The sequence below is a fragment of the Rhodococcus baikonurensis genome (assembly GCF_040489275.1).
GTDB classification, from domain to species: Bacteria; Actinomycetota; Actinomycetes; order Mycobacteriales; family Mycobacteriaceae; genus Rhodococcus_F; species Rhodococcus_F baikonurensis.
On the sequence record NZ_JBEUOQ010000009.1, the window covers coordinates 123791 to 144850 of the forward strand.

21 protein-coding genes are annotated in these 21060 nt (G+C 62.7%); 10 read left to right on the forward strand and 11 right to left on the reverse strand.

Annotated features, from left to right (window positions below; all coding sequences use genetic code 11):
- The first annotated feature begins 37 nt into the window (after nucleotides 1-37).
- From ABWI03_RS21135 to ABWI03_RS21145, 3 genes are read left to right on the forward strand one after another with little or no spacing between them, the layout of a single operon-like run.
- Complete coding sequence (locus tag ABWI03_RS21135) at nucleotides 38-628, forward strand: hypothetical protein (RefSeq protein WP_166810289.1); 591 nt, start codon at nucleotides 38-40, stop codon at nucleotides 626-628.
- Nucleotides 621-1271 (forward strand): DUF6308 family protein, encoded by a 651-nt coding sequence (locus ABWI03_RS21140; RefSeq protein WP_095969423.1) that lies wholly within the window; start codon nucleotides 621-623, stop codon nucleotides 1269-1271. The genes ABWI03_RS21135 and ABWI03_RS21140 overlap by 8 nt, the downstream gene beginning before the upstream one ends.
- A 35-nt stretch (nucleotides 1272-1306) precedes the next feature.
- Nucleotides 1307-2764, forward strand: coding sequence for an HNH endonuclease signature motif containing protein (locus tag ABWI03_RS21145; protein ID WP_298774534.1), 1458 nt, complete (start codon nucleotides 1307-1309; stop codon nucleotides 2762-2764).
- On the opposite strand, the gene ABWI03_RS21150 is transcribed toward ABWI03_RS21145, so the two are convergent.
- Together ABWI03_RS21150 and ABWI03_RS21155 are read right to left on the reverse strand one after the other, a co-directional pair.
- A complete protein-coding gene (locus tag ABWI03_RS21150; RefSeq protein ID WP_298774532.1) occupies nucleotides 2742-3293 on the reverse strand; it encodes a GNAT family N-acetyltransferase in 552 nt (183 codons plus the stop codon). The two genes, ABWI03_RS21145 and ABWI03_RS21150, sit on opposite strands and share 23 nt — an antisense overlap.
- Nucleotides 3290-3973 carry a TetR/AcrR family transcriptional regulator gene (locus ABWI03_RS21155; RefSeq protein WP_095969427.1) on the reverse strand — a complete coding sequence of 228 codons (684 nt, stop codon included), beginning with the start codon at nucleotides 3971-3973 and terminating at the stop codon, nucleotides 3290-3292. The genes ABWI03_RS21150 and ABWI03_RS21155 overlap by 4 nt, the downstream gene beginning before the upstream one ends.
- 102 nt (nucleotides 3974-4075) lie before the next feature.
- Between ABWI03_RS21155 and ABWI03_RS21160 the strand changes: the two genes are divergently transcribed.
- Genes ABWI03_RS21160 through ABWI03_RS21180 form a run of 5 tightly spaced genes read left to right on the forward strand, consistent with a single transcriptional unit; the run spans nucleotide 4076 to nucleotide 9733 of the window.
- A complete protein-coding gene (locus ABWI03_RS21160) occupies nucleotides 4076-5266 on the forward strand; it encodes a lipid-transfer protein (protein ID WP_007735955.1) in 1191 nt (396 codons plus the stop codon).
- 42 nt (nucleotides 5267-5308) lie between these two features.
- Nucleotides 5309-5740: a type II toxin-antitoxin system Rv0910 family toxin gene (locus ABWI03_RS21165; protein WP_095969428.1), complete on the forward strand. Its 432-nt coding sequence runs from the start codon at nucleotides 5309-5311 to the stop codon at nucleotides 5738-5740.
- Nucleotides 5741-5746: 6 nt separating this feature from the next.
- Entirely contained in the window at nucleotides 5747-6622 is an 876-nt protein-coding gene (locus ABWI03_RS21170) for a MaoC/PaaZ C-terminal domain-containing protein (RefSeq protein ID WP_296554451.1), read from the forward strand.
- Nucleotides 6623-6663: 41 nt separating this feature from the next.
- The gene (locus tag ABWI03_RS21175; protein ID WP_007735961.1) at nucleotides 6664-7530 is read left to right on the forward strand and encodes an SDR family oxidoreductase; all 867 of its coding nucleotides are present in this window, start codon (nucleotides 6664-6666) and stop codon (nucleotides 7528-7530) included.
- 4 nt (nucleotides 7531-7534) lie between these two features.
- Nucleotides 7535-9733, forward strand: coding sequence for an acyl-CoA dehydrogenase family protein (locus tag ABWI03_RS21180; protein ID WP_298774529.1), 2199 nt, complete (start codon nucleotides 7535-7537; stop codon nucleotides 9731-9733).
- Nucleotides 9734-9753: 20 nt separating this feature from the next.
- Here ABWI03_RS21180 and ABWI03_RS21185 read toward each other — a convergent pair whose 3' ends face one another.
- The 6 genes from ABWI03_RS21185 to ABWI03_RS21210 form a co-directional block, all read right to left on the reverse strand.
- Nucleotides 9754-11166 carry an amidase gene (locus ABWI03_RS21185; RefSeq protein ID WP_298774527.1) on the reverse strand — a complete coding sequence of 471 codons (1413 nt, stop codon included), beginning with the start codon at nucleotides 11164-11166 and terminating at the stop codon, nucleotides 9754-9756.
- Nucleotides 11167-11256: 90 nt separating this feature from the next.
- Nucleotides 11257-11415 carry a hypothetical protein gene (locus ABWI03_RS21190; RefSeq protein WP_003944172.1) on the reverse strand — a complete coding sequence of 53 codons (159 nt, stop codon included), beginning with the start codon at nucleotides 11413-11415 and terminating at the stop codon, nucleotides 11257-11259.
- Nucleotides 11416-11559: 144 nt separating this feature from the next.
- Complete coding sequence (locus ABWI03_RS21195; protein ID WP_298774524.1) at nucleotides 11560-12210, reverse strand: sterol desaturase family protein; 651 nt, start codon at nucleotides 12208-12210, stop codon at nucleotides 11560-11562.
- Complete coding sequence (locus ABWI03_RS21200; RefSeq protein WP_298774522.1) at nucleotides 12207-12929, reverse strand: FadR/GntR family transcriptional regulator; 723 nt, start codon at nucleotides 12927-12929, stop codon at nucleotides 12207-12209. Before ABWI03_RS21200 ends, ABWI03_RS21195 begins: the two co-directional genes overlap by 4 nt.
- Before the next feature lie 54 nt (nucleotides 12930-12983).
- A complete protein-coding gene (locus ABWI03_RS21205) occupies nucleotides 12984-13955 on the reverse strand; it encodes a TroA family protein (protein WP_298774521.1) in 972 nt (323 codons plus the stop codon).
- Nucleotides 13956-14008: 53 nt separating this feature from the next.
- Entirely contained in the window at nucleotides 14009-14824 is an 816-nt protein-coding gene (locus ABWI03_RS21210; protein WP_353802314.1) for a helix-turn-helix domain-containing protein, read from the reverse strand.
- A gap of 191 nt (nucleotides 14825-15015) precedes the next feature.
- On the opposite strand from ABWI03_RS21210, the gene ABWI03_RS21215 reads away from it, so the two are divergent.
- Complete coding sequence (locus ABWI03_RS21215) at nucleotides 15016-16038, forward strand: ABC transporter substrate-binding protein (RefSeq protein ID WP_298774517.1); 1023 nt, start codon at nucleotides 15016-15018, stop codon at nucleotides 16036-16038.
- Entirely contained in the window at nucleotides 16035-17048 is a 1014-nt protein-coding gene (locus tag ABWI03_RS21220; protein ID WP_095969437.1) for an ABC transporter substrate-binding protein, read from the forward strand. Before ABWI03_RS21215 ends, ABWI03_RS21220 begins: the two co-directional genes overlap by 4 nt.
- A gap of 12 nt (nucleotides 17049-17060) precedes the next feature.
- Here ABWI03_RS21220 and ABWI03_RS21225 read toward each other — a convergent pair whose 3' ends face one another.
- From ABWI03_RS21225 to ABWI03_RS21235, 3 genes are read right to left on the reverse strand one after another with little or no spacing between them, the layout of a single operon-like run.
- Entirely contained in the window at nucleotides 17061-18512 is a 1452-nt protein-coding gene (locus ABWI03_RS21225; RefSeq protein ID WP_235171001.1) for an amidase, read from the reverse strand.
- Nucleotides 18513-18545: 33 nt separating this feature from the next.
- Nucleotides 18546-19808, reverse strand: coding sequence for an amidohydrolase (locus ABWI03_RS21230; RefSeq protein WP_298774513.1), 1263 nt, complete (start codon nucleotides 19806-19808; stop codon nucleotides 18546-18548).
- A gap of 26 nt (nucleotides 19809-19834) precedes the next feature.
- The gene (locus ABWI03_RS21235; RefSeq protein ID WP_095969440.1) at nucleotides 19835-21043 is read right to left on the reverse strand and encodes an MFS transporter; all 1209 of its coding nucleotides are present in this window, start codon (nucleotides 21041-21043) and stop codon (nucleotides 19835-19837) included.
- Between the last annotated feature and the right edge of the window lie 17 nt (nucleotides 21044-21060).

Genomic DNA, 21060 nt, shown 5'->3' on the forward strand with positions numbered 1-21060 from the left:
GGTCTGAGAGCAAAGCACCGGACGAGAGGGGACCTGCGTGAGCAAGGCGCCTGTGCGTCCCGCCGCTTCTGTCGAGAATTTCGAGCGGTTGCAGCGCGACCCGCTCTTCGAAGATCTTGCCGAGCTGATTGCCGAAGTTCTCTCCTACGCGTTCGACGCGCCCGCCGCCGTCGAGATCGAACAGTGGACGATCAGTTGCCTGCCTTCGACAAATCGATCGGCGGAGCGCCATCGCTTGTTCACTCTCAACATCGGTCCGATGGAGATTCTGAGCGTCGAGTGCCATCTGGTCGGCGGTGAGCCGATCGAGCACGTCATGTCCGTGTACGTTTCCAGTTCGGCATTGGAGTCGCGAACCGGCTGCAGCATCGAAGAACTCGATGCCAAGCACGATCTGGTCGCCATCAGACGCACGGAGTTGGCGTCGGCCGACGGCGACGGGACCGTGATCGACTGCAGTCTCGAGGACTCGGATGCGTTGGAGCAGTTTGCGCAACTGCCCGTCGACATGACGACGGTTCGTCCACTCGCGGAGCATCTTGTTGCCAAGGGCAAGGGTCCATTTCGGCAGTACCACAACTCCGGGTTCGCCAAATATGTACTGGAAAGGTCACTCGACCATGGTTGATCAGTTGCCCATCCGACTCCCGCGTGTGCTGCGAGACGGGGACGATGACGGCGCGGTCGACGTGCTGCAGGAATACTTCACACGACCGCTCCGCAAGACGGGTTATCTGCGAACCGGCGCACTGTGGGATTCCTGGGATCCCAGTGGCAATCGCGATCGTGATGCAAACATCTTCACCGCAGAAGATCTTGTTGCGGTGACGCTTTTGTCGGTTCAGGTTCCGGCTCAGGGAGCCTTCTTTCTTCTCGGCGAGAACAACGCCGAGCTCAACCACCTTCTGGTTGACGTCGGACCGGATCGCGATCTTTCGAACGAACCCGACCCCTTCACTCCGGAATCTCCGGTGTGGCGTTTGGAAACGGCGCTCCGAGAGATTCACGGCGTCGGGCGCACGATGGCATCCAAGCTCATCGCCCGTAAGCGTCCGCGGCTCTACCCGATCTACGACGACGTCATCGGGCGGGAGTTGGGAACGAAGGCTGCCCATCTGGAACCCGTACGAGAGGCCTTGTGCGACGGAGAGTTGCACGTGCGATTGCTCGACTTGCGCGTTCGGGCCGGACTGGACGATGCCATTCCGGCGATCCGGGTGCTGGATGTGCTCGCCTGGATGCAGGGGAAGGGATACAAACCGGCGACTTAGCTTTCTTGTCGGTGGGTCGATCTAGTATCGAATGTATGTTCGATAATAGATCGGCGGGCGGTGTGGGGACAGTCGTAGATGACAGCCGTCCTGTCGTCGACCCACTCGTGTTGCCGGACATGCTTTTTGCGACGGCGCAGAGTGAGAACATGCTCGCCGCGCAGAAGGTGCTCGGCGCATCGATGTTGTCGGAGTCGAGATTCAATGCGGAACTCGATGTGTCCGGTGATGTCGACAAGGCGTGGCGGATCGCGTGCAACGAGATCGCGGTCATGCTCACGTGCTCACGTCGTACTGCCGAAGTCCACATCGAGATCGGTGACGCCCTGCGCGAGTTCCTTCCGCTCACCAAGGCGGCTTTCGCTGCCGGCGAGCTGGACTATGCGCGTGTGCGCAAGATCGTCGACGGGCTCACCGGGGCCGACCCCGAAGCGATCGCAGCACTCGAGCGCCGAATACTTGCCTCCGCGCACCGTCTTCCGCCCGGTCAATTGGAGCGTGACATCGAACGTCAGCTGTTTGCCTACGATCCGGATGCTGCCGCCGAACGTCGCCGGAAGATGCTGGAGCACCGCGACGTTCGCACGCGTGCCGATCGTCACGGTCTGGCACAGTTGCAGGCAACACTCAGCGCAAACGAGGCCGTCGAGGCGCTCGGCCTGATCAACGAGGCCGCCGGAAGCGTCTGTAACCGCGATCCACGAAACGTCTCGACGCGCCGGGCTGACGCGCTGGTTGCTCTCCTGCACGGCGAACAGGGGCTGACTTGCCAGTGTGGCAGCGAAACGTGCGAGGCAGCATCCACCCCAGCTCGATCGACTGCGCCCTCACGTCGGAAGCCTCTGCTGCACATCGTGTGTGACCTGGCGACGCTTCTCGGATTGACGTCAGATGCCGCGAGCATCGACGGATACGGGCCGATCGACCCCGATTTTGCTCGCGAGCTTGCTGCTGATTCCACCTGGCAGGCTTTGTTCGCCGACTTCCGCGCCCAGGCCGCCGGGAATCGACCGCGCCGACAACATGCTTCGACTGCACTCCCGCTTGTCACCCGACGTGATCGCCTAAGTCGCGAACCGAAAGGCTGCGGAGATCGGATTCGGGCAATGCAACGGTTGGTCGCGAGAACCCCGGACATAGTTCGAAGATCGGATGGGCATGGCGCCCAGCCCGATCCACCTCCCGGTGCGCTGACCTATGCTCCGGGAGCGGCACTGGCAGCGCTGGTGCGGGCCGTCGACGGTCACTGCCGGTTCCCTGGCTGTTCGGTGCCCGCAAACAGGTGCCAACTCGACCACATCACCGAATTCGATCCGTCCGATCCGCGGCGTGGTGGGTGGACCATTGTGACCAACCTCCAATGCCTGTGTCGTCATCACCATCAGGTGAAGACATACAGGTTGTGGACGCCGGTAATGCTGGAGGATCGTGCCATTCACTGGACCGACAGCACCAGCGGGTTGATGGCTGTCACGGTTCCGGAGAGGCGCTGACTTCGAAGATGGTTTCCAGACCGTCTTCTTCGTCCCACTGCTCACCGACTTCGTTGAAACCGTACTGGCTGATCAGGTTTCGAGACGCAGCATTGTCCGGGCTGACGGTCGCTCGAACGACGTGTACTTCGGATTCGCGACTGGCGATGTCCAGAAGTATCTCGAGAGCAGTTCGAGCGTGTCCCTGGCGCCGGAACGCCGGGTCGATGCGATATCCGATCTCCACCATCCCGCGCGCATCGGGGCGGCCGTGAAATCCGGCCAACCCCACCGGCGCCGAGGTGCGGGCATCGACGGCGATGCGGGTGATCCACGCGCTGTCGAGGGGATTCTCTGCTATCTGCTTGCTCCGGTAGCGCCACAAGCCCTGGCATTCTTCGCCGAGGAGATACGGGGTCAGGAGGTTCGGCGCGAGTTCCATTGCGAGAGCCGCGTTATCTTCACCCAGCGCGTGGAGGGCGAGTGATGGAACGTGGATCAGTTGAAGGCTGCATCCGTCGAGTGCCCAGGGTAGTTCGGTGACGGTCACAGGTCGGCGATCGGAGTCGACAGAGTTATGTCGACGCCGATGCTCCGGAGATTGCCGTCCAGAACCTGCCAGATGGAACGCTCGAGGAACTCGGCCAATTCCGCACTGGTCACATCGGAACCCGGCTGGCTGAGCCAACGGTTTACGCTGACGTCGACCAATCCGATCACGCCGAAAGCCAAGGGCTCCGCCATCTTCGACGGTTTGCCACGGCTGGTGAGGATCGCGCCCAAGAGGTTTCCCAACTGGACGGCGATGGCCGTCTTGGTTCCGGTCACCACTTTCGAACCGGTGGCCCGCGTGCTCGGCGAGCCCTTGCCTAAAAAGTGGTGCAGTCGTGGATATTTCACAATCCATTGGAGGTAGGTCTCGACTGCCCGTGAGATGGCCTCGCCGACCGTGCCCTGCGGCGTGAGAGTGGGTGTCAGGTCGGTCATCATCATCTCGAGGATGCGGACTCGCAGCTGCTCGTCGAGGTCGGCTCGATCCTTGAAGATTCGGTAGACAACGGAACGGGGGACGTCGGCGCGCTCGGCGATCTGCTGGACGCCGACGTCGGCGCCGCCTTCGTTGACTGCATCGAGTGCTGCGTCGAGGATCCGCGCTTTGCGCTGCTCCTTGTGATCGTTCCAGCGAGTGCTGCGCCCGTCGGGCTGCGCCGACTCGGCTGTTTTTGTCATAAATCGAACGATACTCACCCCGCCATTGACTGGACAAGATGTCTCACATACTTTGGTGGGACAGCGTGTCACACACAGATACCGTTCTCTTCAGGAGTGGCAATGAGTAACAGGGTTTTTGTCGTCGGCGTCGGCATGACGAAGTTCGAGAAGCCGGGAGCCCGCGAGTGGGACTACCCCGACATGGCACGCGAGTCGGGTACCAAGGCGCTCGAAGACGCGGGTATCGACTACACCGAGGTCGAGCAGGCATACGTCGGCTACGTCTACGGCGAGTCCACCGCAGGTCAGCGGGCTGTCTACGAGTTGGGTCTGACGGGAATCCCCATCGTCAACGTCAACAACAACTGTTCGACGGGATCGACCGCGCTCTACCTCGCCACGCAGGCAGTCAAGAGTGGTCAGGCCGACTGCGCCTTGGCGCTGGGCTTCGAGAAGATGCAGTCCGGGTCCCTCGGATCCACCTACGACGACCGTGAACAGCCACTCATGCGGCACCTCCTCGCTCTCGCCGAGCTGCAGGAGTTCGCGATGCCGCCCGCTCCGTACATGTTCGGCGCGGCCGGCGTCGAGCACATGGAACGCTTCGGAACCACTGCAGAGCAGTTCGCGAAGATCGCCGTCAAGAACCACAAGCACTCACTGAACAACCCGTACGCGCAGTTCCAGGACGAGTACACCCTCGAGCAGATCCTCGAAGCACGGCAGATCCACGGGCCGCTCACCAAGCTCCAGTGCTCGCCTACCTCGGACGGATCCGGCGCGGCGATCATCGCCAGCGAAGCATTCGTCGAGAAGCACGGGCTCGCTGCTCAGGCGATCGAGATCGTCGGACAGGCCATGGTCACCGACATGAACAGCACCTTCGAGGACAAGAGCGCGATCAGTCTTGTCGGCGCGGACATGACCCGTAAGGCCGCTGAGAAGGTGTACGCGCAGGCCGGGATCACCGCCGACGACGTCGACGTCATCGAACTCCACGACTGCTTCTCCACCAACGAGTTGTTGACCTACGAGGCGCTCGGACTGTGCGCCGAAGGTGACGGCGGCAAGCTCGTCGACGCCGACGACACCACCTACGGCGGACGCTGGGTCGTCAACCCGTCCGGCGGCCTCATCTCCAAGGGGCACCCCCTCGGCGCAACCGGCCTCGCACAGTGCGCCGAACTCACCTGGCAGCTCCGCGGCACCGCCGACAAGCGTCAGGTCGACGGCGCGAAGGTCGCCCTCCAACACAACATCGGACTCGGCGGCGCAGTTGTCGTGACCGCATACAAGCCCTACGCACGCTGAATCACACCCTCAATCCGCTAGCTACCCACTAGGAGTTTCATCATGGCTTCCGTTTCCGTCTCCGCCGTACTGCCCGCATCCCCCGAGAAGACCTGGGATGCGCTCTCCGACCTGTCTCGTTGGGAAGAGTGGCTCACCATTCACCAGGGCTGGAAGAGTGAACTCCCCACCGAGGTTGCGTTGGGCGCCAAGTTCACCGAGGTCGTCTCCGTGATGGGTATGGCCAACAAGATCGAGTGGACCGTCGAAGAGGTCGAGGTTCCGAAGATGGTCAAGATTGCCGGTACCGGAATGGCCGGTGTCACCGTCGAATTCGTTCTCTCGGTCGAGGCCGACGGTTCGGGCTCGAAGGCAACCGTCGACGCCAGCTTCAAGGGCACCATGATCGTCGGACCGATCGGCAAGGCAGTTGCCAAGAACGCCAAGGCTGACCTCGAGGCCTCGCTGGCCAAGTTCGCCGAGTTGGTCGGATAACGCTCGATGACAACACCGAAGACCAACGCGGTCGAATTCGATACGTCCGGGCTGGACGTATGGACTGATCCGGAGCACTTCGAGGTGACGGCCGAGCGCATCGCCGAATATGCCGCTGCCACCAACGATCCCATCGAGCGACATCTGAAGGGCGAGATCGCTCCGCCGGTCTTCGCGGTGGTACCCGTCTTCATGTCGATGGCACCGGCAGCGCTGTCGGTGGCACCGGTGGAACTGCTGATGAAGCTCGTTCACGGTGAGCAGGACTTCCTGTTCCACCGTCCGATCTACCCCGGCGACCATCTGGTGGCCCGGGCAAAACCCATCGGATTCGAGGGCCGCGACAACGGTTCCACCGTCGTCATCTACATCGAAACCAAAACCGACAAGGGTGAATTGGTCAACGAGCAGTGGATGACCGCATTCTTCCGCAAGGTCGACGCGGGCCCCGGACTGGGCGAGAAGGCTCCCGAACACCGATTCGACGACGCTCTTCGCGCGGGTAGTCCGGCTGCGGTGGTGAATCAGCACATCGACGAGGACCAGACGTTCCGGTACTCACCGGCCTCCGGCGATCCGATGCCGATCCACCTCGACGAGGAGATCGCTCGGATGTCCGGGCTGCCCGGAATCATCAACCACGGACTGTGCACGATGGCGTTCACGTCATGGGGCGCCCTGACCGAACTGGCGGGCGGAGAGACCGAGCGGTTGCGCCGTCTCGCAGTGCGATTCGCGAAGCCGGTCCTCCCGACCCAGGACATCGAGACGGTGTTCTACAAGTCGGGTTCGGCGGACGGAGCCACGTCGTACTCGTACGAAACCAGTGCGGTCGGTGACCTCGTCATCAAGGACGGCCTCGCGGTCATCTCCGACAAATGAGTCTTCATGTCCGACAACTGAACTGATGGGAATCTGAACTGATGGGAAGTCTCGACGGTCGCGTAGCGATCATCACCGGAGCAGGACGCGGCATCGGCCGTGAGCATGCGCTGCTCTTCGCTCGCGAGGGTGCGAGCGTCGTGGTCAACGATCTCGGCGGAGCAAACGACGGATCCGGCGCAGATGCCGGTCCCGCACAGCAAGTAGTCGACGAGATCGTCGCTGCAGGCGGCAAGGCCGTTGCCAACACAGACAACATTGCCACCTGGGACGGGGCCGAGGGCCTCGTCAAGCAGGCCGTCAGCGAGTTCGGTCGACTCGACGTGCTGGTCAACAACGCCGGCATTCTTCGCGACGCCTTCATCGCGGGCATGGACGAGAGTCAGTGGGACGCAGTCATCGCCGTGCACCTGAAGGGGCACGCGGCGACGCTGCACCACGCTGCCGCCTACTGGAAGGACCAGAGCAAGGCGGGAGAGACCGTCAATGCTTCGGTCATCAACACTGCGTCGGCTTCGGGTACGTTCATGCCCAATGCGGGCCAGGGTAACTACGGTGCCGCCAAGGCGGGCATCGCAGCCCTGACCTTGGTGGCCGCTGACGAGCTCGATCGATACGGCGTGCGCGTCAACGCAATTGCGCCGATTGCACGCACTCGGCTGACGCTGGCGACACCCGGCATGGGGGCACTGTTTGCCGCCGAGGTACCCGAGGGCGAGTTCGACGCCTTCGCGCCGTCCAACATCTCACCGTTGGTGGCCTATCTCGCGGCCGCGGACTGCAAGCTCACCGGCAAGGTGTACGCCGTTCAGGGCGGAGCCATCACGGAACTCGCCGGCTGGCACGGTGTGAACACCATCGAGAGCGAGGGTCCCTGGACCACCGCCGACCTCGCAGAACGTCTGTAAGCGCATGGCACGCAACGCATACGAACTCGGCCTCGGGCTGAGCGAGGAGCACACCGCACTCGCAGATTCGGTGCGCTCCTTTGCCGAGCGCACCATCACCACCGAGCAGGTGCGCGCGGCGGTGGAGTCGCGGACCGAGGACAAGTTCCCGCAGTTCTGGACGGCACTGGTCGGGCAGGACCTTCTCGGGCTCGCGGTTCCGGAAGAACAGGGTGGTCACGGCGCCGGTCTGCTGACCTTGGCGGTGGCACTGGAAGCATTGGGCCGCACTGTCTCTCCCGGCCCGTTCGTTCCGACGGTATTGGCAAGCGCAGTTCTCGGTGCCGCCGATTCCAAGGCGGGTCTGGAGTTTCTGCCCGGTCTGATCGACGGAAGTCGTACGGCAGCAGTCGCCTTGGGTGCGCCGTTTGCGGCCGAGTCGTCGGACGGCGGGTACACGATCGCGGGCGCACTCGACGGTGTGCTCGGTGGTGAACACGCCGACGTGCTGCTGGTCCCGATCCAGTTGCCCGAGGGTGTTCGCTATGCGGTGCTCGAGAGCAGCGCGGTCTCGATCACCGTGCAGGACAGCATCGACGTGCTGCGCGGCAGTGCGCGGATCGAAGCTGACAATGTTCAGATCAGCGCCGAACGGATACTCGACGGTCTCACCGAGGCGCGGGTACGGTCCATTGCCGCAGTCGTTCTCGGTGCCGAAGACGTCGGCGTCATGTCCTGGTGCGTCTCCACCGCGTCGGAGTACGCCAAGACACGCGTGCAGTTCGGGCGACCCATCGGCCAGTTCCAGGGCGTCAAGCACAAGTGCGCGCAGATGGGCATTGCGCTCGAGCAGGCACGCGCCGTTGTGTGGGATGCGGCAAGCGCATTGGACAAGGGCGACGACACGGCAGATTTTGCCGCCGACATCGCCGCGGTCATCGTGCCGGACGCCGCAGTGCAGGTAGCGCAGGATTGTGTGCAGGTCCACGGCGGTATCGGATTCACGTGGGAGCACGACGCCCACCTGTACTACCGCCGCGCGCTCTCGATCCGCGGCATTCTCGGTACTCGCGAGGATCGTGCCAATCGTGTTGCGCAGCAGGCGCTCGACGGTGTCAGCCGGGCTTCCGTTCTCGAACTGCCGGCGGAGGCAGAGGAGATCCGCGGCGACATCGCGGCCGAGCTTGCCAAGTTGGTCGAGCTCGACGAGGACGACCAGCTGATCGCGCTCGGCGACGGCGGCTGGGTTCAGCCGCACCTGCCGAAGCCCTACGGGCGCAGCGCCGCTCCGCTCGAGCAGATCGTCATCTCCCAGGAGATCAAGGCTGCGGGTATCTCGATGCCACAGCTCCTGATGGGCACCTGGGCAGTGCAGGCCGTCGTGGCGCATGGTTCGGACAAGCAGAAGCAGGAACTGGCAGTACCGACCCTGCAGGGTGAGCTGGTGTGGTGCCAGCTCTTCAGTGAGCCCGGTGCTGGTTCCGACCTCGCGTCATTGTCCACGAAGGCCGAAAAGGTCGACGGCGGTTGGAAGATCACCGGCCAGAAGATCTGGACCACGGTTGCGCAGTTCTCCGACTGGGCAATGCTGATCGCCCGTACGGACGCCACCAAGCCGAAGCATCAGGGCATCACGTACTTCGTGCTGGACATGTCGACGCCGGGCATCACCGTCCGACCGCTGCGTGAGATGACGGGCTCGGCGCTGTTCAACGAGGTGTTCCTCGACGACGTGTTCATCCCCGACGAGAACGTGGTCGGCGAGGTCAACGACGGTTGGAACGTCGCGCGTACGACGCTGGCCGGCGAGCGCGTCGCGCTGAGCCAGAAGATGGAGGCGTACGCCTCGGACTCCGATCTGCTGAAGTTCGCGAAGTCGGCAGACCTGAGCCCGATCGGTCGCTACCGCGTCGGCGAGCTGGTGGCCGAGAGCCAGGCGATCGACCTCATCGGCTCTCGCGTTGTGCTCAAGCAACTTTCGGGCATCGACGTGAGCACAACGTCGAGCGTCGGCAAGCTGTTGGCGATGAAGATCAGCCAGTCGATCGCCGAGTTCGTCGTCGCCGAACTGGGTGCTGCCGGAGCGGTCAGCATCCCAGGTCAGCCCAGCGACAAGGCGATGGAGCAGCTCATTTCGGGACGTGCCACCACCATTTACGGCGGCACAACCGAGGTGCAGCTCAACGTGATCGGTGAGCGCATGCTCGGGTTGCCGCGCGACTGACAGTATTGACCGGGTGGGGCTCAGTCCTGGATTCTTCTCCAGGGCTGAGCCTCTTCCAGTTCGAAGGCCAATTCGAGGAGCGTGCGCTCATCGCCGAGATCGGCGGAGAAATGCGAAGCCAACGGCAAACCGTTGCTGGTCTGATGCAGCGGTAGCGAAATCGCGGGGCCGCCGGAGATGTTGTTGAGCGGGGTGAACGACGTGTACGCGATCAACTTGTCGAAGAGTTCCTCGAAAGGCTGAGCGGGGGAGAGGTATCCGAGCTCGGGGGTGGTGTGTCCCAGAGCCGGCGAAAGCACGACGTCGTACTTCAAGAACATGGCGCTGTACTGCTGCTGGAGGCGTCGCAGGCGATAGAGCACGCGCGGCGTCTTCACCAGGTTCTTCCGGTACAGCGAGTACAGGCCCTTGGTGAGGTTGTCGGTGCCGGACTTGCCGAAGTCGGGTCCGAGCATCTGTTTGCCACCGGTGGAGATGGCAAACGACAGGAATCCCCAGTAGATACTGAAATCTTCGATGAATTCCGGGCCGACGGGCAATGCCGCGTCTTCGACGTGATGGCCGAGGCCGGCAAGGAGCTCGGCCGTGGCTTCGACGGACTTGCGCGTCTCGTCGTCGGTCTTGGTGACTGTCACGGAATCGGTGATCACGCCGACGCGCAGGCGGGTTGAGCTGGGTCCTTCGATCAGGCGAACCGGTGCGAGTCGTGGATTGCGGTAGTAACTTTCGGCCGCTGACATCCATCGTGCAGTGTCGCGAACCGTGCGGGTGACGGCGCCCTGAGCGATCAGCCGGATCGGCATCGACTTGTCGGCGGGATCGGCGATGGTACGGCCGCGAGTGGGTTTGAGTCCGACCAGTCCGCAGGCAGCGGCGGGAATGCGAATCGATCCACCACCGTCGTTGGCGTGCGCGATCGGGAGGACTCCGGCAGCAACCAGTGCGGCAGCGCCACCCGATGAAGCGCCGGACGAATACGCCGGGTTCCACGGGTTGTGGACGGGCTCTTCGGCCATGTATTCGGTAGACGCGCTGAATCCGAACTCGGGCAGCCGGGTCTTGCCGATCGAGATGGCCCCGGTGGAGAGGAACTGTTTCGCGAAATCGCTGTCGGCCTTTGCGGGGACCGCGGTGAAGGCGGTGCTGCCCTGCTGGGTGGGGAGGCCGGCGCTGTCGGTGTTGTCCTTGATCGCGGTGGGGACACCGGCAAAGACGCCCTTGGCGGGGCGGTTGCTTCTGGCGAGGGCACGGTCGAAATCGGTGCAGGCCAGGCCGTTCAATTGGCCCTGAACCGCCTCTGCCCGGGCGATCGACGCCTCCATGACTTCCCGCGCGGTCACCTCGCCCGATTCGATCCGGGCGGCGATGCCGGTGGCGTCGAGATCGCCCAGGGCGTCGTCGGTGAAGGCGTGGACGGGGGTGTTCGCGGTCATGGGGATCCTTGTCAGGCGGAGGCACTCAGGTCGTCCGTCCAGCATATTGGACGGACGACCCCTGAGTGGCGCTATCTGTGGATTGCGGTATCAGCTACCGAAAATCGTCACAGCCTGCTCGGCTGCTTGCGGCGCCTGCTGGAACACGCCCTGCGGAATGAACTGCTGGGGGATGAACTGCTGAGGGCCCAACTGCTGGAAGTTCGTGACCATCGGGTGAATGACGTTGTTGAATACATCGTTGAACATGTGTTGTGTCCTTCGGTTACAGCGGTTTTCGAACTTCTTACTCCACCGACACTAAGCACGGTTCTGGCGAGTTTCAACGAAAATCACTGATACACAGTCACGTTCAAGTTCATTGCCAGCTGGGGGCCAGGAATCGACGTTTGTTCACAGCTTCGACGCGGTGCCGTGCAGGTTCTTGGCCGTCGGGGATGTCTCGACGGATTTGGGGTCGGGATACGTGCCCAGTACGCGATCGGCCGTTCCCGCGGTGGTGACGGTGAACCAGTAGTGTTCGTTCTTGAAGTGATGGTTGCGATGGTTGCGCCAAACCGACCGGTAGAGAGCAGTTTTCGGCTTGTAGTCACTGTGGATGAGGAAATGGGTCCACTCGTAGCCGAAACCGAGGACGGAAATGCAGGTCAGGAACGTCAGGCCGAGTTCGACGCGGGGAAATGCCAGGAGGGCGACGGCCGTCAGGACAGGAATCACGATCAGGAGTGTCTGCCACGGAATGAAGATGAGTGAGACGGTTCGCGGGGCGAAATGGTGCTCCCGATGGCTGCGCGCCAGGCGTGAATCGAGGGTGACGCCGGCAATGGTCCGCGGCTTCCAATGTAGAACGAACACGTGAATAACCCACTCCACGAAGGGGAATGCGGCAAGCATCACGAGTGGAACCAGTGCGTCGGTGATCTGCCAGTCGCCCAACGAGATGCGCGCCGCCGCGGCGGCCAGCAGCATGGTGCCGATCATCCACGGCGTCGGTGACTTGCGGAACGTCCGTGCGGCGTCGGCCAGAGTGAGGGGCTTGCTCATGGTTTCAGTCCTTCCAGGAAGGTGAGAGCGTCGCTGATCGCAGTCGTGCCGGTGTGGAGGAGCTGCGCTGCTGACGCCTCGGCGGTTGACTCGTCGTGTGAAGTGATGGCGGAAGCCAGTTTTCGATACAGGTCGGTCTGGCCGACTTCGGCGACCATGACGGAGGCAAGTGCAGTCATGGCCGGCTCGTACGCGGCGCGCAGGCTGTTGAAGATCAAGCGGAAGGCGATGGAATCCGCGCTGTCGACGACGACGTCCCAGAACACCAGAGCGCGGTCTTGCAACTCCACTGGATCTTCGGTGGCCCCTAGTTGATCCACGGCCGTGTCGAGTTTCCGGGCAGATTCTGCGGAGATGCGACGGGCGGCCAGCACCGCGATCTGCGGTCCCATCAGTTCACGAGTTTCAAGTACGCTGCGCACGACGGTCAGGTCGGGGACGCCGTCTCTGACCAGCAACTGGGGGAGAAGTTCGGGTCCGGCCTGGCGTCGGAAATCACGCACCGACGTGGACTCGCCCTGGCGGACTTCTACCAGTCCGGCCTGGGCGAGCTTCTGGATTGCTTCTCGGACGGCGGGCCGGGAGACGCCGAACGCCTCGGCGAGTTTCCGCTCACTGGGCAGGGCTTCACCTGCAGCCAGCTCTCCGGCCAGTACTTTCACGGAAATCTGGTCGAAGACTGCGCCGGAGGCCGAGGTACGTGCAACGGGTTGGAACATGTACTGACCGTAAACGCCCACTGGTGAGAGGTCAAGTGGTATTACCAGTGAACCTCACTTCAGGCTGCGGGTGATGTCCGTCAGCTTGTTCAGGAAGTCCGTGTAGGTGAGTGCGAATCCGACCTTGTCGTCGTAGTCGAGCGGTGCGACATTGCCGAGGGCCACGGCTGGAACACGATCCCACGCCGGGTTGCCCGGCCAGGAGTCGAGATTCTGGGCAACGACGACATCGGCGTCGGCGAGCACATCCGCATTCTCCCAACCGAATTCGGCGCTGTAGCCACCGATCGCGGCCGATTGGGCGGCGGTGATCGCGTCGTTGGACAGGATCGTGTACCCGAGTGACGACGCTACGTCGACGGTCAGGTTGTTCGGGGTGTTGAACACGAAGAACTTGTCCTCGATCAGCGATACGAAGGCGATCGTCTTGGTTTGCGCGACGGAACCGACGTCGTCGCGAGCGGCGCCGAGAGCATCTTGATAGCGCGCCTGTGCTGCCGAGGCGGCTTCGGTCTTGCCCAGCAGTGCCAGTTGCTCGCCCATGAATCCCATAGGACCGCCGAGTGATTCGGTCTCCTTGTCGGGCGAGCTGCCGTCCTGGATCACCAGAACCGGTGCGATGTCCTCGAAAGTGAGGTTCTTCGACTTGTAGCTCTCGTACCAGCCGACGGAGATGAGGATCAGGTCCGGGTTGTAGCTCAGCACGTCCTCTTTGCTGAGATTGCCGCCCAGGTGCCCCGCATCGGCAGGGACCTTGGATGCGAGATGGCTCGACTCGTCGTAATCGAGGGCAACGATCGGGTATTCGGCGAGAAGTGCGAACTCGAGGGACGTCCGGGAGTCGATCACAACCACTCGCTGCGGGTCGGCAGGTATCTGGGCGGAGTACCCCGCGAAGCTGTAGTCGATGGTCTCGGTCGAAGGCGAGGGCTGGTCGTCGGACGAGCTGCACGAGGCGAGCGTGCCGATCAGGATCGCGCCGACCGCGAGCGCGATAGACCTGGCAAAACGGCGGCGGTGGTGCATTTGTGGTGTTCTCCAACGTGTTCGGGCAACATGGTTTGCCTTGCCTAACGACGCTAACGTGTCACCCGTGCGGGTTTGGTGCCATTCTGATGCGGTTTCGTGACAGGTGAGAACGAGCGGAAGTACGCGGCGGGGGTGTGGCCGATGACCTGCCTGAACAGGTCGATGAATGTTCCAGGGTTGGCATACCCGAGGCCGCGGGCCACGGCGACGACAGGTTTGCCTGCGGCGATCTCGATCAATGCAACGCGGACGCGCACCAGAATTCGCCATTGAGTGAGCGTCGTGCCGGTGTCGGCCTGGAAGCGGCGCATCAAGGTCCGGCCACTCACGCCGATGGTGCGCGCCCAGTCGGAAGTGGTGCGGTCGTCCGCCGGATCGGCGATGATCTGCCGGGCAATCGAAAGAAGGTCAGGCGTTCTCGGCAACGGAATGTCGAGACTCGCGGCCTGAACAGGATGGATGAGGTCGATTGCCACCTGCTGAAGCCGTGGTCGCTTCGGGTCGGGCATGGCGTTGTTCTCGTTGTGTAACAACACCTCCCGAAGTGCACCGGTCATGGGTATGCCGACCACTGTCGTCCGGTCGGCCTCGACATGATCCGGATTCAGGTACGTCGCGAAGATGACGGCGCCGTGATCGGAGCGAACTCTATGTGGCGTGCCTGCGGGTATCCAGATGCCGAGCATCGGCGGAACCATCCAGAGGTGTTCGGACGCTTCGAGTGTGACGGTCCCACCCGCCGACCACAGCAGTTCATGTTCGTGGTGGGTATGGAAATCCCAGACGCCCGTTGCGGTGCTCTCGAACCGGATGGTGCTGACGGACCACGGCTCCACGTCGCCGGTTCCAGGGTCGGGGCTCCCCACAACATGATGCCGGAGAAGTCCTGTCGCGATGGCGTCACGAACCAAGAACGTACCGGCTTCCTGCCGTCGACCGAGGGGGCACGCGTATCCATGGCTCGATCGAAATAGTGGTTGGCCATGATGCTTCACCGAAACAGCGCAGGTGAGAGTAATTTTAGGTAGCCCTAATTCGGAAGACCGTCAGGAAACCCATGACACCACTCCTGTTACCGACGCCAGATACCGATGCCGAGTTCGCTCGCATCACCGCTGCACTGACTCGTCGCGGCTTTCTCGGCGGAAGTGCCGCCGCACTGTCCATGCTCGCTCTTGCCGGATGTAGCAGCGGGGACGCCGGTGGCGGTGCGGACGGCGAAACTCGGACGGTGCAGACCCACTACGGCCCCGTGGACGTTCCCGTCGATCCGCAGCGCATCGTCGCCGTCTCGTACAACACTCCGTGGCAGCTGCAGGCCGTCGGCGCCCAACCCGTGGCGACGCTCGACTACAGCGCGTACATCGACCAGTTCACGCCCGCGCAGCAGAAGTTCGTCGACGGTTTGTCCTCAGTGGGGGTCTTTCTCGAGGTGAACCGCGAAGCGGTCGTCGCTGCTGCGCCCGATCTCATCGTGGGCGATGCTTACGAGATCGACGAGGACATGTTCCGCGAGCTCTCGAAAATTGCTCCTACAGCAGTGTATTCGGGCAGCAATCGATCGGACTGGCGCACCGTCGCCGAGGGAGTGGCAGACGCGGTCAACAAGGGTTCGGCTCTGACATCGAACCGCGAGAAATACCAGGCGATGCAGGAGCGAATCCGCACCGAATACTCCGCTCAGCTTCGGGGCAACCGTTGGGCCCAGGTCGCAATCGGAGGCTCGGAAGGACTCTTCTCGATTCTGTATCCGACCGGCGTCACGGGAGCGATGCTCGCCGACCTCGACGTGACCCGCGGCGAGTTCGTCCCTGATCTCAATCCGTCCACCGGCTTCGAGGCTTTTCCCTTCGAACAACTCGAAATGCTGCGGGACGTCACCGTGGTGATCTACCCCAAGCAACCCGACGGAACCGATTCTGCGGGAATGAAATCCATCTTCGCCAACCCGCTGTGGAGCCGCATTCCTGCGATCGCGTCCGGGCAGTCATTCGGAATCAGCACGCAGGTCACCGACTACGGCACAGCGATCAATTGGCTCAGCGAACTCGAATCCGGCGCCTTGGAGGCACTTTCATGACATCACTTCTCCTACCTACATCCGACACCGATGCCGAGTTCGCTCGCATCACCGCTGCACTGACCCGGCGAGGTTTTCTCGGGGCCGGCGCGCTGGCCGGGATCGGATTGCTCACGGCCTGTGGAACCAGCTCCGGTGAATCTGCCGAGGGCTCGATGCGCACCATCAACACTGCTCTTGGCCAGATGGAGGTTCCCACCAATCCGCAACGGGTGGTCAGCGCCGATTACTACACGGGCCCCGCGATGTTCGACGCCGGATTCACTCCCGTCGGACTGCCGGTCGACTACGAGAACGCCGACGGTGTCCCGGAACCGTACGCGTCTGCGCTGCGGTCCCTCCCGAAGGTGGGGCGTTGGTACGAGCCGAACGCCGAGGCGATTGCGGCTTTGTCTCCCGACTTGATCGTGATGACCAACCTGCTGTCGGAGAACAACCCGGATCTCTACGAGCAGATCCGGTCGATCGCCCCGACCGCGGTTTTTGCCGAAGACGGGCAGTACGCGTGGAAGGAGCGCGCCCTCGGAGTCGCGGACGCGCTCAACCAGAGCGCGAAGGTTCAGGAGTTGGCAGATCGTTACCAGGCGCGGATCGCCAAGTTCCGTAGCGACAACGCTGATGTGTTGAGCAAGGTGAAGGTCGTCTACACCACGTACTTCGAGGAAAGTGGCTTCTCGCTGTACTCGCCGACCAAGTATCAGACGACGGTCATCAGCGAAGCCGGGTTCCAGTTCAACGACCGCTCACTCGCAATCCCTGCCGGCAGCAACGAGTGGTTCCCGAAGGAGCAGTTGGAGTTGCTCGACGAGGCCGACGTCATCATCACCAACAGTGGCAAGGGTCCCATCGACGAGAAGTTGGCGAACGACACCATCTTCCAGCGTCTGCGCGCCGTCAAGAACGATCAGGTGTATTCGTTCGACTACGAGGGCGTCGCGTCATTCGGTTGGGCCCTGACGTTCCTCGAGCAGTTCCAGCCGATCGCCGAGGAGATCAGAGCCAAGCTCTGACCTCCTCAGCGATCAAGAGGAAGCCGGCGTCACCACATCCAGTCTCGGTTGATGCTTCTCGGTGTATGCCCACGGGCGGATCTTCTCCAGTGCTTTGCCGATCCGGAACACGGTCGGTTCGTCGTAGGTGTGGCCGACGATCTGGACGCCCGTGGGAACGCCGTTGTGTGCGTGTCCACTGGGTACCGCCAATACGGGGCACCGATTGGCGACGTTGAACGGCAACGTGAGAAGTGCTTCGGCGGTGGTGTTCACGTGCTGGCCCGCCACAGTGAGGCCGTCGAGCAAAGACTCGCCTGCCGGGAAGGCGATGGTGCCGGAGGTCGGGCAGATCAGCGCATCGAAAGGAGCCATTGCCTCGGCGAGCTCTCGTTGCATCTGCGTTTCCTTGCGAAGGCCGTCCAGAAATGACATTTCCGCAGCGCCCTTCGACGTGATCGCGACATTGTCGAGCGTGTAATCGGCAAGAAGATCACCGTGGGCGCGAGCAACTTCCGCGACGGATGCCCCCATGATCGTTCCGAAATGCACTTTCACCGCTGCCGCCATCGAATCGCGAGTCCACGGCAGTTCGATCTCCTCGACGATCGCTCCTGCGTCGACCAACGACTGCGCGAGCGCCCGTGTATTCGCCTCGATGTCAGGTTCGATGGGGAAGTCACCGAGCCGCAGGCACAGGGCAATTCGCATTCCCTCGACCGACGGGTACTCGTGCGGCAGCGTGATCGCCGGCCTCAGCGAAGAATGATCACGCGGGTCCGGCCCGATCAGAACGTTGGCCAACAGAATCGCGTCGTCGACAGTTCTGGCCATGGGACCGTCGCCGCGGTAGGAATCCATGGAGAGCGGGGCGACCCCGGGAATGCGTCCGTACGACGCTTTGAGGCCGACGGTGCCGGTGAAACCCGCCGGGCCGCGAGTCGACCCACCGATATCGGATGCTGTTGCCAGAGTGGTAGTTCCGGCGGCCAGTGCGGCGCCCGCTCCTCCGGAGGAGCCGCCAGGGCTGTACTCGAGGTTCCAGGGATTACGAGTCACCCCCCACAGTGGAGAGTGGGTGAACGCCGCAACGCAGAACTCCGGCGTCGTCGTGCGGGCATGGATCAGGCCGCCTGCTGCCAGAACTCGATCGATCACCGGCGCGTTCTCGCGGGCGATGTTGCCGCGCCCAGCCAGTGAGCCCTCGGTCAGTGACCTTCCGGCGATAGCGTGTTTTTCCTTGGCAGCTACCGGAATTCCCTCCAGCGGCCGCGGGTCTGGTCCTTGGCCGCCGTAGCGGCGCTCTGCCTCCCGAGCGCCGGCGAGTGCCTCGTCGAACATCTCTTCGGTGAAAGCATTGATATGCGGTTCGAACTTCTCCGTTCGGTCGACGACTGCTTGTAGCAGTTCGACCGGAGACAGTTCTCGCGTGCGAAAGTGGGCAATCGCGTCGGTGGCGCTGAGGTAATGCAGTTCGTCTGTCATGACGTTATCTCCCTGGAGGGGTGTCGGTAGGAATCACGCGCTTCGTGCAAGGGCACCCAACGCGGCGGCAGTCATGGCCGTGACACCTTCGGGTAGAGCCGCGGACGGATCGGGCGCAAAGCGCGGTGAATGATTCGACGGCGTGCCGGGAGGAATCCGCCCCTCGGCGAGCGCGGCGAGGGCAGTTTCGTCGAAACTCTGAAGCGCGGTCCCGCCGAAATGCCAGAATACGGAAGGGCATTGGGCGGCAGTGCCGAAGACGCCGAAGTCCTCGCTGCCTGAAAGCGGTTGCGGCAGAGTGTACATTCCCAACCCGGCCCGGCGTAGGTCCGACATCACCGTGGACGTTGCGTCCGGAGTGTTGACCGTAGCCGGAAAGCCGTTGTACGCATGAACGTCCGGCTGTTCGACGGCGCCGGCTCCGTCCGCTTCTGCACGAGCGATCCGTCCCACCGATTCGAGCATGTGTTCGCGCGACGATGCGTTGAAAGTTCGCAGGCTGAGCAGTAGTTCGGCGTCGTCGGCGATGATGTTCGCAGCTGTGCCGGCGTGCAAGGCTCCGACCGTGAGCACGGGTGCTGTCGGAGTTGCCGCTTCATGAGCGACCAGACCTTGAATGCGCAGCGCGAAAGATGCTGCCATCAACAAGGGGTCGATGCATGCGTACGGCGAGGACGCATGGCCACCGCGGCCGTGAAAGACCACTCGAATCGTGTCGGATGCGGCCATCAAGATGTCGGGTTTGCTGACCAGCATCCCCGCAGGAGTCGGCCCCACGTGTTGGCCCAGGCAGAGGTCCGGTCGCGGGAAGCGGTCGAAGATTCCGTCGTCGACCATCGCACGAGCGCCGGAGCCGGTCTCCTCGGCAGGCTGGAAGACGGCAACGATTGTCCCCGTGATCGCTGCCGGATCCGCGGAAAGCGCTGCGCACGTGGCAAGTAGCGCGGTTACGTGGACGTCGTGTCCACATGCGTGCATCACGCCATCCGTCTTGGAGGCGTAGGACAGACCGGTGTCTTCTGCTACCGGCAACGCGTCCATGTCGGCGCGCAGCAGGATCACCGGACCGCTGCTCCCCGTGAGTACTCCGACGACACCCGTACCGCCGACCCCGACAGTGACGTCCCAGCCGCCGATTCGCCGAAGTTCCTCGGCAACGATTGCAGCAGTGCGAGTTTCGTCACCGGACAACTCTGGGTGTGCATGCAGGTCCTGGTACAGATCGAACCAGTGCGGCTCAACGGTTCGCAGCCGCGACGGGTCTCCGAATTCAAGGTTCGAAAGCAGTTGGTTCATGGTCGATCTTCTTTCGATGGTGGTGTTCAGTTGGCGATTTTCAGTTGAACGAGGTCCAGCATTTTCTCGCGGGTCTGTGGTGCTGCCATAACCGCGATGATCGCCACGACGGGCCCGAGCGCGAGCGATACGAATGCCGCTGACCAGGAGAGATGGTCGACGATGAATCCGAACACGAGCGGCGCGACTATTCCGGCGACCATGCCGCCGAAAATGATCATCGACGAGGCTGCCCCGACCACCGACGAGGGCAGGGCCCGCAGTGGTAGTGCAAAACACGGCATGAAAGCGAAAGAGGCAGCGGCAGATCCGAGGGTGACGAGAACGACGAACAAGGCTGTATTGGAGACGAAGGGTATTGACGCGAGCATGACTATGCACGCGAGCATGGACGGGATCACGACGATACGACTGTTGCCTGCCAACCGATCCGAGATCCGCCCCCCGATGACCGTGGTCACGGCGGCCACGACCGTTGCCGGGATGAGGAGGAGACTTGCGCTCGAGAGGGCGATTCCACGTTCGTCGTGGAGGTAGGACGGAACCCAGGACGACATTCCCCAGATCACGAAGTCGTACCCGAAGAACATCAAGGCGAAGAGCCACATCGCTCGTGAGCGAAGCACGGTGCGCATGTTGCTCCACGAGGAATCCGGACCGCGGTCGATCTCCGCCGGCAGTGCGGGCGGAAGCCACAACTTGATGCTGACGAGCGACAGTACTCCGAGCACCGCGACGGCCAGAAACATCCCACGCCAGCCGATCAACGGGAGGAGTGCTGCCGCAACGACAATGGCGAGCAGTGTGCCGACCGCGTTGGAGCTGTTCATCCAGCCCGTGGCAGTGGCCCGTTGCTCCGGGATGCTGCGTTCAGCAACGAGCTTCACAGCGGCGGCTGGAAACACGCCCTGCGCGAGTCCGAAGAGAAAGCGAACAACCAGAAGCGTCCCGAAGGACCACGCAAGGGCGGTGAGGCCGGTGAAGACACTCCATGCCACCAATCCGATCAGTGCCATCCGGACTGCGCCGTATCGATCGGCGAGCAGTCCACCGGGCAGCTGGGCCAAGGTGTACGCGATGAAGAACGTGGAAATGATCAATCCGCGCTGGGAGTAGTCGAGATCGAACTCTTCACCGAGCAGGGGTAGAGCGAGATTGATCGCGAGCCGGTCTATGTAGTCGATCGCGTAGGCGACGAACAGCAGCGCAACCGTGACTTTCGTGGAGCGAAGCACCGAGCCTCCAAACGTGA